At 76.0% G+C, this 13846-nt stretch carries 13 protein-coding genes; 10 read left to right on the top strand and 3 right to left on the bottom strand.

What is annotated here, in order from left to right; all coding sequences use genetic code 11:
- Positions 1 to 28: 28 nt before the first annotated feature.
- Positions 29 to 241: a hypothetical protein gene (locus ACI79V_RS22425; RefSeq protein WP_456892871.1), complete on the bottom strand. Its 213-nt coding sequence runs from the start codon at positions 239 to 241 to the stop codon at positions 29 to 31.
- A 112-nt stretch (positions 242 to 353) separates the two neighbouring features.
- Between ACI79V_RS22425 and ACI79V_RS22420 the strand changes: the two genes are divergently transcribed.
- The 4 genes from ACI79V_RS22420 to ACI79V_RS22405 are packed head-to-tail and all read left to right on the top strand — an operon-like array spanning position 354 to position 2797.
- Positions 354 to 794 (top strand): phage holin family protein, encoded by a 441-nt coding sequence (locus ACI79V_RS22420; protein WP_456875494.1) that lies wholly within the window; start codon positions 354 to 356, stop codon positions 792 to 794.
- Entirely contained in the window at positions 791 to 1354 is a 564-nt protein-coding gene (locus tag ACI79V_RS22415) for a DUF3618 domain-containing protein (RefSeq protein WP_456892869.1), read from the top strand. The genes ACI79V_RS22420 and ACI79V_RS22415 overlap by 4 nt, the downstream gene beginning before the upstream one ends.
- On the top strand, positions 1351 to 1626 hold the full coding sequence (locus ACI79V_RS22410; RefSeq protein ID WP_456875492.1) for a DUF4235 domain-containing protein: 276 nt from the start codon (positions 1351 to 1353) through the stop codon (positions 1624 to 1626). The genes ACI79V_RS22415 and ACI79V_RS22410 overlap by 4 nt, the downstream gene beginning before the upstream one ends.
- Before the next feature lie 34 nt (positions 1627 to 1660).
- Positions 1661 to 2797, top strand: coding sequence for a YihY/virulence factor BrkB family protein (locus tag ACI79V_RS22405; protein ID WP_456892867.1), 1137 nt, complete (start codon positions 1661 to 1663; stop codon positions 2795 to 2797).
- 24 nt (positions 2798 to 2821) lie between these two features.
- Here the strand turns inward: ACI79V_RS22405 and gcvT are convergent, their stop codons facing one another.
- Positions 2822 to 3931, bottom strand: a complete 1110-nt coding sequence (gene gcvT, locus ACI79V_RS22400) for a glycine cleavage system aminomethyltransferase GcvT (RefSeq protein ID WP_456892865.1) — start codon at positions 3929 to 3931, stop codon at positions 2822 to 2824.
- Positions 3932 to 4012: 81 nt separating this feature from the next.
- Here gcvT and ACI79V_RS22395 point away from each other — a divergent pair, with 81 nt between their 5' ends.
- The 4 genes from ACI79V_RS22395 (at position 4013) to ACI79V_RS22380 (ending at position 10039) form a co-directional block, all read left to right on the top strand.
- Positions 4013 to 5524, top strand: coding sequence for a leucyl aminopeptidase (locus ACI79V_RS22395; RefSeq protein ID WP_456892863.1), 1512 nt, complete (start codon positions 4013 to 4015; stop codon positions 5522 to 5524).
- 156 nt (positions 5525 to 5680) lie between these two features.
- Positions 5681 to 7060: a dihydrolipoyl dehydrogenase gene (gene lpdA, locus ACI79V_RS22390; protein WP_456892861.1), complete on the top strand. Its 1380-nt coding sequence runs from the start codon at positions 5681 to 5683 to the stop codon at positions 7058 to 7060.
- A 66-nt stretch (positions 7061 to 7126) separates the two neighbouring features.
- Positions 7127 to 9055, top strand: a complete 1929-nt coding sequence (gene sucB, locus ACI79V_RS22385; protein WP_456892859.1) for a 2-oxoglutarate dehydrogenase, E2 component, dihydrolipoamide succinyltransferase — start codon at positions 7127 to 7129, stop codon at positions 9053 to 9055.
- A gap of 72 nt (positions 9056 to 9127) precedes the next feature.
- Positions 9128 to 10039: a TIGR01777 family oxidoreductase gene (locus ACI79V_RS22380; RefSeq protein WP_456892857.1), complete on the top strand. Its 912-nt coding sequence runs from the start codon at positions 9128 to 9130 to the stop codon at positions 10037 to 10039.
- A gap of 4 nt (positions 10040 to 10043) precedes the next feature.
- Here ACI79V_RS22380 and ACI79V_RS22375 read toward each other — a convergent pair whose 3' ends face one another.
- The gene (locus ACI79V_RS22375) at positions 10044 to 11729 is read right to left on the bottom strand and encodes a serine/threonine-protein kinase (protein WP_456892855.1); all 1686 of its coding nucleotides are present in this window, start codon (positions 11727 to 11729) and stop codon (positions 10044 to 10046) included.
- Positions 11730 to 11849: 120 nt separating this feature from the next.
- Between ACI79V_RS22375 and ACI79V_RS22370 the strand changes: the two genes are divergently transcribed.
- Together ACI79V_RS22370 and ACI79V_RS22365 are read left to right on the top strand one after the other, a co-directional pair.
- Positions 11850 to 13097, top strand: a complete 1248-nt coding sequence (locus ACI79V_RS22370; protein ID WP_456892854.1) for an NAD(P)/FAD-dependent oxidoreductase — start codon at positions 11850 to 11852, stop codon at positions 13095 to 13097.
- Positions 13097 to 13831, top strand: coding sequence for a Type 1 glutamine amidotransferase-like domain-containing protein (locus ACI79V_RS22365; protein ID WP_456892852.1), 735 nt, complete (start codon positions 13097 to 13099; stop codon positions 13829 to 13831). The genes ACI79V_RS22370 and ACI79V_RS22365 overlap by 1 nt, the downstream gene beginning before the upstream one ends.
- Positions 13832 to 13846: the final 15 nt, after the last annotated feature.

Here is a 13846-nt window from a genome sequence, read left to right as displayed (position 1 = left end):
GGCCTGACCCTCGACGTCGAGTCGAGGGTCAGGCCGGGGCGAGGCCCATCGGGCCGTAGGCCTTCCGGTCGCCGTCGAACAGGCTCACCGTGGCCACCCCCCGGCCCAGCAGGTCACGCCAGTTCTCCCCCAGCCACGACTCCGCGTCGCCCTGGTTGTCCGAGCCGGGCACCTCGACGCCCAGCGCGGCGGGGTCGATGGTGGCGCCGTCGGCATCCTCGAGCCGCCAGGTCCAGGTCATGGCCCGAGGCTAGTGACGCCGGACCGTGTCCGCGGTGTGATCGACCGGTGGGTGTCGGGAGCGACCGGCAGGGGCATGGGAGGTCCGACGACCGCTGCCCACCGGAGGACCGATGACCGTGCCGTCCGCGGGGGGCGCCTCGCGCGCCACCCCTCCGCCCCCGACGACCGAGGACGCCTCGACCGGCCAGCTGATCAGCCAGCTGACCGAGCAGGTGTCGCGCCTGGTGCGCGACGAGGCCCGGCTGGCGCAGGCCGAGATGACCCAGAAGGCCAAGCGCCTGGGTGTGGGCGCCGGCCTGTTCGGCGGCGCGGGCCTGTTCGGCTTCCTGGGCCTGTGCGTGCTCGTCGCCACCGCCGTCCTCGCCCTCGACGTGGTCATGCCGGCCTGGCTCGCCGCGCTCGTCGTCGCCGTCGTGCTGTTCGCCGTCGCGGGCGTGCTGGCGCTGGTCGGCAAGAAGGACGTGCAGCAGGGCACCCCGCCGGTGCCCACCGAGGCCATCGCCAGCACCAAGGCCGACATCGCGACCGTCAAGGAGAGTGCGCGCCGATGAGCACCGCGTCCGGCAGCTCCCGTCCCGACGGGTCCGACTCCGCCGGTCCGGCCGATCCCGACGCCATCAAGGCCGAGATCGAGGCGACCCGCGAGCAGCTGGGCCGCACCGTCGACGAGCTCAGTGCCCGCCTCGACGTCCCCGCCCGCGCCAAGGAGGGCGCGGCCCGCGCCAAGGACACCGCCGTCGAGACCTACCGCGAGAGCCCGCCCGCCGTCATCGGCGCCGGTGCCGCGCTCGCCGGCCTGGTCGGCCTGGTCGCGTGGCGCCGCCGGCGCAGGCGCCGCCGTGCCTCGGCCGCCTCCACCGCGACCGGTGCCGCACTGGCGCAGGCGCGAGCAGAGGCCCGGCGGGCCCGCGCGCAGGCCACCCGGGAGGCCAAGCGGGCGCAGCGCGCCGTCGCCCGGGACGCCCGGCGCCGGGCGCTGGCGCAGAGCGCCGCGAAGAAGGCCGTCGCGCAGAAGGCCGTCGCCACGAAGGCCAAGGGCAAGGCGACGGGGAAGGCCACGGGCAAGGCCCTCGCCAAGAGCGGGGTCGCCAAGGGGAAGGTGCGCAGGTGAGCCAGAAGAGCGCGAAGCTGGTCTACCGCCCCGTGGGCCTGGGCGCCGGCCTCCTCGCCGGCGTCGTCTCCGGGGCGATCTTCAAGCAGGTCTGGAAGCGGGTCTCCGGCGAGGAGGACGCCCCCGACGCGCTGCAGAGCGAGTACCGCATGCGCGAGGTCGTGCTGGCCGCGGCCATCCAGGGCGCCATCTTCGCCGCGACCAAGGCCACGATCGACCGGCTCGGCGCGCGTGGCTTCACCAAGCTGACCGGCACCTGGCCGGGCGACTGACGGGACATCGACCGAGGACACGGGAGGACCGGGCATGGCCGGGACCAGGCAGCGCGACAGCGCCGTCGACCGCATCCGGCAGCGGGTGGAGGAGAAGGCGGCCCGCCGCGCGGCCGCCCGGGAGGCGGAGGAGCGGGCCGCCCGCGGTGAGGGACCGGCCGATCCCGGCAAGGTCCCGCCCGGCGGCCCCACCCACGCCGACCTGCCCGGCGTGCACGCCGAGACGCCGACGCAGATCCCGGCGCGCGGCTGGAAGCAGATCGTCAAGCGGGCGTGGGCCGAGCACAACGCCGACAACATGCCGATCATCGCCGGCGGCGTCGCGTTCTTCGCGTTCCTCGCGATCTTCCCCGCGCTGATCGCGACGATCTCCATCTACGGCCTGGTCGCCTCGCCGGAGACCGTCGCCCAGCAGGTCGAGGACCTGTCGGCCCAGCTCCCCGAGGACGCGGCGAGCCTCATCGGCACCCAGCTCACCGCGATCACCGAGAACAGCGGTGGCGCCCTGTCCCTGTCGCTGGCGGTCTCCGTGCTGGCCGCCCTGTGGTCGGCCTCGGGCGGCACCGGCAACGTGATCTCAGCGGTCAACATCGCCTACGACGAGGTCGAGACCCGCTCCTTCGTCAAGCGCAAGGCGATGGCCCTGGGGCTGACCCTCGGCGCGATCCTGTTCATCCTGATCACCTTCACGCTGGTCGCCGTGGTGCCGGCGCTGCTCGACGCGCTGCCACTGGGCGTCGTCGGCACGGTCCTGGCGCAGGTGGTGCGCTGGGTGCTGCTGCTCGGCGTCTTCGCCGGCTCGCTGGCGGTGCTCTACCGGGTGGCACCCGACCGCGACGCCCCGCAGCTGAAGTGGGTCAGCCTGGGCGCGATCGTCGTGACGGTCATCTGGGCGCTGGTCAGCCTGGGCTTCAGCTTCTACGTCGACGCCTTCGGGTCCTACGACAAGACCTACGGCACCATCGCCGGCGTCATCGTCCTGATGCTGTGGCTGTACCTCACCTGCTACCTGGTGCTGTTCGGCGCGGAGATCAACTCCGAGGCCGAGCACCAGACGGCCGAGGACACCACCGAGGGCGAGCCGGTCCCGATGGGGCAGCGCAACGCCACCATGGCCGACGAGCTGCCCGACCCGCCGGAGCCCACCAAGGAGTCCAAGCAGAAGGCCTGACGAAGGTCCGTCCGGGCCATCCTCCTAGCGGACGTGCGAGGGGACGAACGGCGGACGGACGACCTCGACCGGCTGCGGGCGGCCCCGGACGTCGACGGCGAGGGCGGCACCCTCGGTCGGCTCCGCTGCGGTGTCGAGCAGGGCGAGCGCGATCCCGGTGCGCAGGGTCGGCGAGAAGGTGCCGCTGGTGACCTCGCCGACCCGCGCTCCCCCGGCGTCGAGGACGGCCATGCCCGGCCGGGGGATGCCGCGCCCGGGAGCGCGCAGCCCCCACAGCAGGCGCGCGGCACCGGCCTCGCGCTCGGCCAGCAGGGTCTCGCGGCCCCAGAACGCCGGCTTGCGCCAGCCCACGGCCCAGCCGCTGCGGGCCTGGTTGGGGGTGATCGACCGCGACAGCTCGTGACCGTGCAGCGGGTAGCCCATCTCGGTGCGCAGCGTGTCCCGGGCGCCCAGGCCGCAGGCGCGGATGCCCTCGGCGGCCCCGGCCTCCAGCAACCGGTCCCACAGGTCGCCGGCCCGGTCGGCGGCGACGAGCAGCTCGTAGCCGTGCTCCCCGGTGTAGCCGGTGCGGCAGACGGTCACCTCCTCCCCTGCCCCGCCGGCGAAGGCCATGTAGGACAGGTCGGCGGCCAGCCCGGCGGCGCCGAGGACGGCGGCCGAGCGCGGCCCCTGGACGGCGAGGACGGCGACCTCCTCGTGCCGGTCGGTCACCGTCACCCCGGTCGGCGCCGCGTCGGCCAGCCGGGAGAGCACCTCCTGCGCGTTCGCGGCGTTGGGCACCAGCAGCACGTCGTCGTCCCCGTGCAGGTAGACGATCAGGTCGTCGACCACGCCGCCGGCGTCGGGCTCCCCGTCGGGGACGCAGCAGAGCGTGTACTGCGCCCGGCCGGGGCCGATGCGGGACAGGTCGTTGGTCAGGCAGGCGTCGACGAGCGCCGCGGCGCCGGGCCCGCGGACCGTGCCGGTGCCCAGGTGGGAGACGTCGAACAGGCCCACCGCCTCCCGCACGGCGGCGTGCTCGGCGAGGACGCCACCACCCGCGTACTCGATGGGCATCGACCACCCGCCGAAGTCGGCGAGCTTGGCGCCGGCCGCGACGTGGCGGTCGTGCAGGGGGGAGGTCCGCGGGCTCACACCGGAACCGTAGCGACGCCGGCCCGCCGACTCCTTCGCCGTCCTCACGACCGCCGGATCGGCGCCCCCTAGGATCGAGCGGTGCCGCCGACGATCACCGCCACCGACCGCCCGCTCGAGAAGACCCCCGCCGACGCCGTCGTCGTGGGGATCGGCAAGGGCACCTCCGGCCTGCTGCCCACGCCGGGTGCCGAGGCCGTCGACCGCCTGCTGGGCGGCCGGCTGCTGCCCGCCCTCGCCGACCTCGGTGCCCGCGGCGCCGAGGACGAGGTCACCCGGGTCGCGAGCCTCGGCCACGGCCCCTTCCCCGTCGTGGCGGCCGTCGGCCTCGGCGCCTCGCGGAACGGCGGCGGCTACCCGGCCGAGGCGGTGCGCCGGGCCGCCGGGGCGGCCAGCCGGGCGCTGGGCGGCCGCGGCTCGGTCGTCTCGCTGCTCGCCGCGGTCGGGGGCACGCCCGACGCCGAGCGGCTGCACGCCGTGGGCGAGGGCGCGCTGCTGGGCGCCTACGAGTTCACCGCCTACCGCTCCGACCTGCCCGCCGACCGGCCGGCGCCGCCGCGCGAGTTCACCGTCGTCGTCCCGGACGCCGGCGCGGCCAAGGCGCCGCTGGCCCGGGTGCGCGCGGTCGCCGACGCGGTCGCCCTCGTGCGCGACCTGGTCAACACCCCGCCCAACGACCTGTACCCGGCCGAGCTCGCCGCCCGCGGCGCGGCGGCCGGCAAGGCCGCGGGGCTGTCGGTGGAGGTGCTCGCCGAGGACGAGCTGGCCGCCGGCGGCTACGGCGGCGTCCTCGCCGTCGGCGGGGGCTCCGCGCGCGGCCCGCGACTGCTGCGGCTGCGGTACTCGGGCAAGCGGGCGCAGAAGAAGGTCGCCCTCGTCGGCAAGGGCATCACCTTCGACAGCGGCGGCCTGTCGATCAAGCCCGCCGCGAACATGCACCACATGACCAGCGACATGGCCGGCGCCGCCGCCGCGATCGCCACGGCCTGCCTGGTCGCCCGGCTCGGCCTGCCGGTCGAGCTGACCGCCACCGTGCCGATGGCGGAGAACCTGCCCAGCGGCACCGCCTACCGGCCGGCCGACGTGGTCACCTTCCGCAACGGCAAGAAGGCCGAGATCACCAACACCGACGCCGAGGGCCGCGTGATCCTGGCCGACGCCATCGCCCGGGCGGCCGAGGACTCCCCGGACGTGCTGCTCGAGACCTCCACGCTCACCGGCGCGCAGCTGGTCGCGCTCGGGGCCCGCACCGCCGGCGTCATGGGCAGCGACGACCTGCGCGACGCCGTCGTGGCCGCCAGCCGGCGCAGCGGCGAGCCGATGTGGGCCATGCCGATGCCCGAGGAGCTGCGCCGGGGCATCGACTCCCCCATCGCCGACTTCGTCAACGCCAACGCCGACCGGATGGGCGGCATGCTCGTCGGGGCGCACTTCCTCGCCGAGTTCGTGCCCGCCGGGCTGCCCTGGGCGCACATCGACATCGCCGGCCCGAGCTACAACACCGGCGCCCCGTGGGGCTACACGCCCAAGGGCGGCACCGGCGTCCCGGTCCGCACGCTGCTGGCCACGATCGAGGACCTGCTCGCCGGCTGACCACCACCCGGGCGGGGCGCCGGCGTCGTGCCCGCGACGCGCGCCCCGCCGCTGGTCGGCGCCCTGAGCCGCCCCTCCGCCGGAGTGGCAGGATGGGCGCGGACCATCCCCCCGCCCGAACGGGCGGGGCAGGCCGAGATCAACGAGGAGCACGTCGTGAGCGCACCCACCACCCCTGCCGACCTGGTCATCCTCGGCGGTGGCTCGGGTGGCTACGCCGCCGCGCTGCGGGCGGCGGAGCTGGGCCTGTCGGTCGTCCTGGTCGAGAAGGACAAGGTGGGCGGCACCTGCCTGCACCGGGGCTGCATCCCCACCAAGGCGCTGCTGCACAGCGGTGAGATCGCCGACCAGGCCCGCGAGGGCGAGCAGTTCGGCGTCAAGACCTCGCTGGCCGGCATCGACATGGACGGCGTGAACGCCTACAAGGACGGCGTCGTCGCGCGGCTCTACAAGGGGCTGCAGGGGCTGATCAAGAGCCGCGGCATCACCTACGTCGAGGGCGAGGGCCGGCTGGTCTCCCCCACCGCCGTGTCGGTCAACGGGCAGACCTACGAGGGCCGGCACGTCCTGCTGGCCACCGGGTCCTACTCGCGCAGCATCCCCGGCGTCGAGCTCGACGGCGTCCGCGTCATCGACAGCGAGCAGGCGCTCGGGCTCGACCGCGTCCCGACGTCGGCGATCATCCTCGGCGGCGGCGTCATCGGGTGCGAGTTCGCCAGCGCGTGGAAGTCCTTCGGCGTCGACGTCACGATCATCGAGGGCCTGAAGCACCTGGTGCCGCTGGAGGACGAGAGCTCCTCCAAGCTGCTGGAGCGGGCGTTCCGCCGCCGGAAGATCAACTTCGAGCTCGGCAACCTGGTGTCGGGGGTCGCGCACACCGAGAACGGCGTCAAGGTCAGCCTGCAGAACGGCAAGGAGTTCGAGGCCGAGATCGTCCTCGTCGCCGTCGGCCGCGGTCCGGTCAGCCAGGGGCTGGGCTACGAGGAGGCCGGCGTCGCGATGGACCGCGGCTACGTGCTGGTCGACGAGTACTGCCAGACCAACGTCCCGACCATCTCCGCCGTCGGCGACCTCATCCCCACCCTGCAGCTGGCCCACGTCGGCTTCGGCGAGGGCATCCTCGTCGCCGAGCGGCTCGCCGGGCTGCCGGTCGTCCCGATCGACTACGCGGGCGTCCCGCGGGTGACCTACTCCGAGCCCGAGGTGGCCTCGGTCGGCCTCACCGAGGAGCAGGCCCGTGAGAAGTACGGCGACGTCGAGACCCTCGTCTACGACCTCGGGGGCAACGGCCGCAGCCAGATCCTCAAGACCCAGGGCGCGGTCAAGCTGATCCGGCAGAAGGACGGCCCGGTGGTCGGCGTGCACATGGTGGGCAGCCGCGTCGGCGAGCTGGTCGCCGAGGCGCAGCTGATCTTCAACTGGGAAGCCCTGCCCGACGAGGTGGCCGCCCTGATCCACCCGCACCCGACGCAGAGCGAGGCCATCGGCGAGGCGCACCTCGCGCTGGCCGGCAAGCCGCTGCACGCCCACAGCTGACGCCGCTCCCCGCGTCGCCGGCCGCCGTCTCCCCCACCCTCGCCACCACGAAGGAGCCCTCTCCCGATGCCGACCTCCGTCACCATGCCCGCCCTGGGCGAGAGCGTCACCGAGGGCACGGTCACCCGCTGGCTCAAGCAGGAGGGTGAGCAGGTCGAGGTCGACGAGCCGCTCCTCGAGGTGTCCACCGACAAGGTCGACACCGAGATCCCCTCCCCCGCTGCGGGTGTGCTCACCCGGATCCTGGTGGCGGAGGACGAGACGGTCGAGGTCGGCGCCGAGCTCGCGGTCATCGGCGGCGAGGGCGACGGCGACGCCGGTGGCGGCCCGGCCTCCGCGGAGGACGCCGACACCACGCCGCAGACCCCGACCGAGCAGGTCGAGGACGCCGGTCCCGGCCCGTCGGAGGAGAGCCGGCCGGCTCCGGAGCCCGCCGCGGCACCGGCCGGCCAGGCCTCGTCGGAGCAGTCCTCCTCGGGCCAGGGCTCGTCGGGCCAGGCCTCGTCCGGCGATGGCCAGGGCACCCCGGTGACCATGCCGGCGCTGGGCGAGAGCGTCACCGAGGGCACCGTGACGCGCTGGCTGAAGTCGGTCGGTGACGAGGTCACCGCCGACGAGCCGCTGCTGGAGGTGTCCACGGACAAGGTCGACACCGAGATCCCGGCGCCGGTGTCGGGCACCCTGCTGTCCATCGCGGTCAACGAGGACGAGACCGTCGAGGTCGGTGCCCAGCTCGCGGTGATCGGCAGCGGCGCCGCCGGCGGGGCACCCGCGCCGTCCGCTCCCGCGCCCGAGCCCGCCGCGCAGCAGACGCCGGTGCAGCAGCCGCCGGCCCCCCGCCAGGAGCCGCCCGCCGCCGCTCCTCCCGGTCCGCCGCCGTCGGTCCCCGCCGGTGCCGACTACGGCTCCGGCGCCGCGGAGACGGTCGCCGAGCAGCAGGCCACCCCGCCGACCCAGTCCCGCCCGGCCCCGTCCGGCGGGCAGGCCCCGGCCGCTCCCGCCCCGACCGCGGCACCGGCACCCGCCGACGGCGGCGGCACCTACGTGACCCCGCTCGTCCGCCGCCTGGCCGCCGAACACGGTGTGGACCTCTCCACGCTCACGGGCACCGGCGTCGGCGGGCGGATCCGCAAGCAGGACGTCCTCGCCGCCGCCGAGTCGGCCGGCGCGGAGTCGGCCGCGCCGGCAGAGGCCCCGGCCGCGCCGAGCGCTCCGGCCGCCGCCGGCCGTCCGGCCGCGCCGTCGCCGGCGGCCCAGCCGGACCCGTCGCTGCGCGGCCGCACCGAGAAGATGTCGCGCCTGCGCGGGGTCATCGCGCGCCGCATGGTCGAGTCGCTGGCCATCAGCGCGCAGCTGACCACCGTCGTCGAGGTCGACGTCACCCGGATCGCCCGGCTGCGCGACCGGGCCAAGCGGGACTTCCAGGCCCGTGAGGGCGTCAAGCTGTCGTTCCTGCCGTTCTTCGCCAAGGCGGCCGTCGAGGCGCTCAAGGTCCACCCGGCCGTGAACTCCTCGGTCGACCTCGAGGCCGGGACGGTCACCTACCACGACGCGGAGAACCTCGGGATCGCCGTCGACACCGAGCGCGGCCTGCTGGTGCCGGTCATCCACGGCGCCGGCGACCTCAGCCTGGGCGGCATCGCGCGCAAGATCGCCGACCTGGCCGAGCGGACCCGGATCAACAAGGTCACCCCGGACGAGCTGGGCGGGGGCACCTTCACGCTGACCAACACCGGCAGCCGTGGCGCCCTGTTCGACACGCCGATCATCAACCAGCCGCAGGTGGCCATCCTGGGCACCGGCTCGGTGGTCAAGCGTCCGGTGGTCGTCCAGGACCCCGACCTCGGCGAGGTCATCGCGGTCCGCTCGATGGTGTACCTGGCGCTCACCTACGACCACCGCATCGTCGACGGTGCCGACGCCGCCCGGTTCCTCGGGACGGTCAAGGAGCGTCTCGAGGCCGGCCAGTTCGAGGGTGAGCTCGGCCTCTCCTGACGTCCCCCGGCCGGGTCCCGGCACGAGTGCCGGGACCCGGCCACCACCATGCCGAGGGGGACGAGGAGAGTCGTGAAGATCGCGGTCACCGGGGCCTCCGGGCTCATCGGTCAGGCACTGGTCCCGGCGCTGCGCGCCGACGGGCACGAGGTCATCCGCCTGGTCCGTCGCACCCCCCGCACCGCCGACGAGCACCGCTGGGACCCGCAGCACCGGCGCGTCGACCCCGTGCTGCTGCGCGACGTCGACGCCGTGGTCAACCTGGGCGGCACGCCGATCCGCCCGCGCCCGTTCACCGCCGGCTACAAGCGCGACCTGGTCGCCAGCCGGATCGACAGCACGACCACCGTCAGCGAGGCGCTGGCCGCCGCCGTCGCCGCGGAGCCGTCCCGGCCGCGGGTGCTGCTGTCGGCGTCGGCGGTCGGCTACTACGGCGACACCGGCGACCGTGTCGTCGAGGAGGACGCCGAGCCGGGGCAGGACTTCCTCGCCCGCCTGTGCGTGCAGTGGGAGGAGGCCACCCGCCCCGCCGCCGACGCCGGCGTCCGCGTGGTCACCCTGCGCACGGGTCTGGTGATCGGCCGCGGCGCGATGCTGGTGCGCATCCTCGGCACGGTGTTCCGCCTCGGGCTGGGTGGCCGCATGGGATCGGGCCGGCAGTTCTGGCCGTGGATCGGCCTGGCCGACGAGATCGGCGCCATCCTGTTCCTGCTGACCGCCGGTGACGTCAGCGGTCCGGTGAACCTGACCGGCCCGGAGCCGGTGCCCAACCGCGAGTTCGTCCGCGACCTCGCCGCCGCCGTCTCCCGTCCGGCCGTCCTCCCCGTGCCGGCGATCGCCCTGCAGCTGGCCCTCGGCGAGTTCGGGCGCTCCAGCGTGCTCGCCGGGCAGCGGGCCGTCCCGGCCAGGCTGCAGGCCTCCGGCTACCGGTTCCGTCACGCGACGCTGCCGTCCGCGCTGCGCGAGGCCCTCGGGCGCGGCTGACCGGTCACGACAGCCGGCCGGCCGAGCCGATGCGCCACCCGCCGGGACCGGGGACCAGGACCATCTCGACGCGGACCGGCGCCCGGCCCGGCTCGGTCCGCAGCACCGGGCCGTCCGGGTCCTCCGCGGACACGACGGCGCACTCCGCCCAGCTGTCAAGTAATTCCACCCGCACGGGACCGCCGGTCGTGGCCTCGCCGGTGAGCGTCACCTGCGTGACGGTCGGCCGGAACCCGCTCAGCACCTCCCCTGCCGACGTCAGCGCCGCCAGGTACGCGCGGTCTGTGGCGAGCAGCGGGCTGTCGGCGGTGTAGACCTCCTCCAGCAGGGCTGCATCTCCCGTGCCGAACGCCTCGGCGCGCCGCTGGTACAGCGTGGTGAGGACGGCGGTCCAGTCCGTCTCCTCGGCGGCCGGCGGCGCAGCCGGGCCCGGCGGCGAGGCCGCCCCACCCGGCGGAGCAGCCGGCGGCACGGGGGACGGCGACGGCGACGGCGACGGCGACGGCGACGGCGACGGACCGTCGGCGGTGGTCGCGGCCGCCTCGCTCACCGGAGCCGGCCCGGCCGCCGGTCCCGACCGCGACCAGGCCAGGCCTCCCCAGATCGCCACGACGACCAGGACGGCCGTGCCGGCACCGGCCGCGGCGCGGCGCAGCGCCGCCCGACCCGGCCATCGGAGGCGGCGAGCGGCGGGCCGGACCTCCCGGGGAGTGGGCCTGCGGTGCCGGCCGGGGACCTGGTGGGTCAGCTCGGTCCGCGGTCCTCGGCCGGTGCGGCCGAGGTCGGCGTCGGGAACGCCGGCACGGGGCAGCCGGACGGGCTCGGGACGGCAGGCGTGGCGCAGGTCGAGGGCGAACGCCGCGGCCGAGCCGCGGGCGTGGGGATCGGCCGACAGGCCCCGGGCGACCACCTCGAGCAGCGCCGGGGGCGCGTCGGGCGCGAGGGTGGCGAGATCGGGCAGGTCGCCGGCGGCCGCGACGGCGAGGGTGTCCGCCGGCGTGGCCGCGTTCCAGGGCGCCACCCCGGTCAGTGCGTGGAAAGCGGCGGCGGCCACGCCGAAGACGTCGGACGCCGGACCCGGCGCACCGCCGCGCGCCACCGCGGGATCGACGTAGGCGGGGGTGACCTCACCGGCCGCCTCCTCCCCCAGGACGCGCGCCACGCCCAGGTCGGTGAGCACGGGCCGCCCCTCGGCGGTGAACACGACGTTGCCCGGCGAGAGGTCGCCGTGGACGACGCCCTCCTCGTGCGCCCGGGCGAGCGCCGCCGCGACCGGGGCCAGCGTGGTCACCACCTCGCCGGGGCGCAGTCGCCCGCGCCGGGCCAGCAGGGACGCGAGGCTGCCGCCCTCGAGCAGGTCGAGGACGAGCGCCACCCGGGGTGGGCCGCCGCGCCGCGGCTGGTGGACCACCTCGTGCAACCGGACCAGGTGCGGGTGGTCCAGCGCACCGAGGAGGGCAGCCTCGCGCGCCTGCCGCTCGGCGTCCCCGGCCACGAGGACCTTGACCGCCACCGGCGGGCCGCCGTCGCGGGGACGGGCACGCCACACCTCACCGGAACCGCCCCTCCCGAGCAGCCGGTCGAGCCGGTAGCCGGGCACCACCGGGGGCGCGACCGGGGCCGCGGGACCGGCGTCGGTCTCCGCATCGGGGTCGGGACGGTCGGCGTCGGGATCGCGCAGCGTGGACACGGCCGGGGACGGTAGGCCGATCCACCCCCGGCCCGCTCCGGCTGTCCACAGGCGCCGGATCCGTCCACAGCCACCCGACCCGGACGGGTGCGCAGCGTCGGCTGCACCTAGGTTCGGGCCATGCCACCGCCGTCCCGCGCCGAGGTCGTCGTCGTCGGCGCGGGCCTGGCCGGGCTGTCCGTGGCCACCCGGCTGGCCGCCGCCGGCTGCGACGTCCACGTGCTCGAGGCCGCCGGGCACGTCGGCGGACGGCTGGCCACCGAGCGGGTCGACGGGTTCGTCGTCGACCGCGGGTTCCAGGTGTTCAACACCGGCTACCCCCGCGCCGCCGACCTCGACCTGGACGCGCTCGGCCTGGGCTACTTCGCGCCCGGTGCCGTCGTCCGGGCCGGCGGCCGTGCGCACCGGGTGGTCGACCCGCGCCGGGTACCCACCGCGCTGCCGGACACGCTGCGCGCACCCGTCGGGTCGCTGCCGGAGAAGATGGCCATCGCGGCGTTCTCCGCGCGGGCGGGCTACTGGCCGGTCCCCCGCCTGCTCACCGCCCGCGAGACGACGGCCGCCGAGCACCTCCGGCAGGCCGGCGTGGGGACGACGGCGATCGAGCGCTTCTTCGGCCCGTTCCTCGCCGGCGTGCTGCTCGAGGACCGGCTGGAGACCTCGAGCCGCTACCTCGACCTGCTCTGGCGCAGCTTCGCCCGCGGCGCGACCGGCCTGCCGGCGCAGGGCATCCAGGCGATCGGCGAGCAGCTCGCCGCCCGGGTCGGGGCGGGGCGGGTGCACACCGGCGTGCGGGTCACCGCGGTCACCGGCACGGAGGTCAGCACCGACGGTGGCCGCACCCGCGCCGACGCCGTCGTCGTGGCCACCGACCCCGACACCGCCGCCGGCCTGGTCCCGGCCGTGGAGGCCGCGGCCCCGCGGCAGGTGACCACCCACTACCACGTGCTGCCGGCCTCGCCCTGGACCGAGCCGCTGATCGTCCTCGGCACGCCGGGCGGGCGGCTGGTCAACAGCGTGGTCCTCAGCGACGCCCAGCCCGCCTACTCCCCCGACGGTCGCGCCCTGGTCGCCAGCAACTCGCTGGCGACCACCCGGGAGACCGACGTCCGCGACGAGGTCGCCCGGCTGCACGACGTCGCCGCGAGCGACCTGGCACACCTGACGACCGTCACGGTGACCGGGGCGCAGCCGGCCGCCCTGCCCCCGCTGCGGCACCGCCGTCCGGTCGACCTCGGCGGCGGCCTGTACGTGTGCGGCGACCACCGCGACACCCCGTCCATCCAGGGCGCCATGGCCAGCGGCCGGCGCACCGCCGCGGCCGTGCTCCGCGCGCTGCGGCCCGCCACCGCGACCGGAGCCGCCTGATGCCCGCCGCCGCCCCGACGATCCTGGCCACCAGCATCGGCTTCGACTCCCGCGGGAGGGGCCCCTACGACTGGGCGCCCGGCCCGGTGTTCGACCTCGCCGTCGAGCTGGCGGGCGCGCCGCAGCACCCGCGGCTGTGCTACCTGGGCACCGCGACCGGCGACGACCCGGCCCGGCTGGCGGCGGTCTACGGCGCGTTCGCCGGCAGTGCGGTGCGGCTGAGCCACCTGAGCCTGTTCCCGATGCCCACGGTCGCCGACGTGCGGGCGCACCTGCTCGCCCAGGACGTCGTCTGGGTCGGCGGCGGGAGCGTAGCCAACCTGCTCGCGGTGTGGCGGGTGCACGGTCTGGGCGACGTGCTCGCCGAGTGCTGGCGGGCCGGCGTCGTGCTCGGCGGGGTGTCGGCCGGGTCGCTGTGCTGGCACGTCGGCGGCACCACCGACTCCTACGGCCCGGACCTGCGGCCGGTCACGAACGGCCTGGGGCTGATCCCCACGTCCAACGGGGTCCACTACGACTCCGAGGAGCAGCGCCGCCCGCTCTACCACCGGCTGGTGGCCGACGGGACGCTGCCGGCCGGGCACGCCACCGACGACGGCGTCGGCCTGGTCTACCGCGGCACCGAGCTGGTCGAGGCGGTCGCCGACCGGCCCGGCGGGAGCGCCTACCGGGTCGAGCGCGGCCCCGACGGCGCCGCCGTCGAGACCCGCCTCGAGCCCCGCAGGCTCCGCTGAGCCGGGAATAGGCTG

Source organism: Geodermatophilus sp. SYSU D00700 (genome assembly GCF_054050255.1).
The sequence above is the reverse complement of the archived record's forward strand: the minus strand, read 5'-3'. Positions and strand labels throughout refer to the sequence as shown.

Coding starts and splice junctions, on each gene's coding strand:
- ACI79V_RS22425 (WP_456892871.1), bottom strand. CDS start 241: ATGACCTGGACCTGGCGGCTCGAGGATGCCGACGGCGCCACCATCGAC.
- ACI79V_RS22420 (WP_456875494.1), top strand. CDS start 354: ATGACCGTGCCGTCCGCGGGGGGCGCCTCGCGCGCCACCCCTCCGCCC.
- ACI79V_RS22415 (WP_456892869.1), top strand. CDS start 791: ATGAGCACCGCGTCCGGCAGCTCCCGTCCCGACGGGTCCGACTCCGCC.
- ACI79V_RS22405 (WP_456892867.1), top strand. CDS start 1,661: ATGGCCGGGACCAGGCAGCGCGACAGCGCCGTCGACCGCATCCGGCAG.
- sucB (WP_456892859.1), top strand. CDS start 7,127: ATGCCGACCTCCGTCACCATGCCCGCCCTGGGCGAGAGCGTCACCGAG.
- ACI79V_RS22370 (WP_456892854.1), top strand. CDS start 11,850: ATGCCACCGCCGTCCCGCGCCGAGGTCGTCGTCGTCGGCGCGGGCCTG.
- ACI79V_RS22365 (WP_456892852.1), top strand. CDS start 13,097: ATGCCCGCCGCCGCCCCGACGATCCTGGCCACCAGCATCGGCTTCGAC.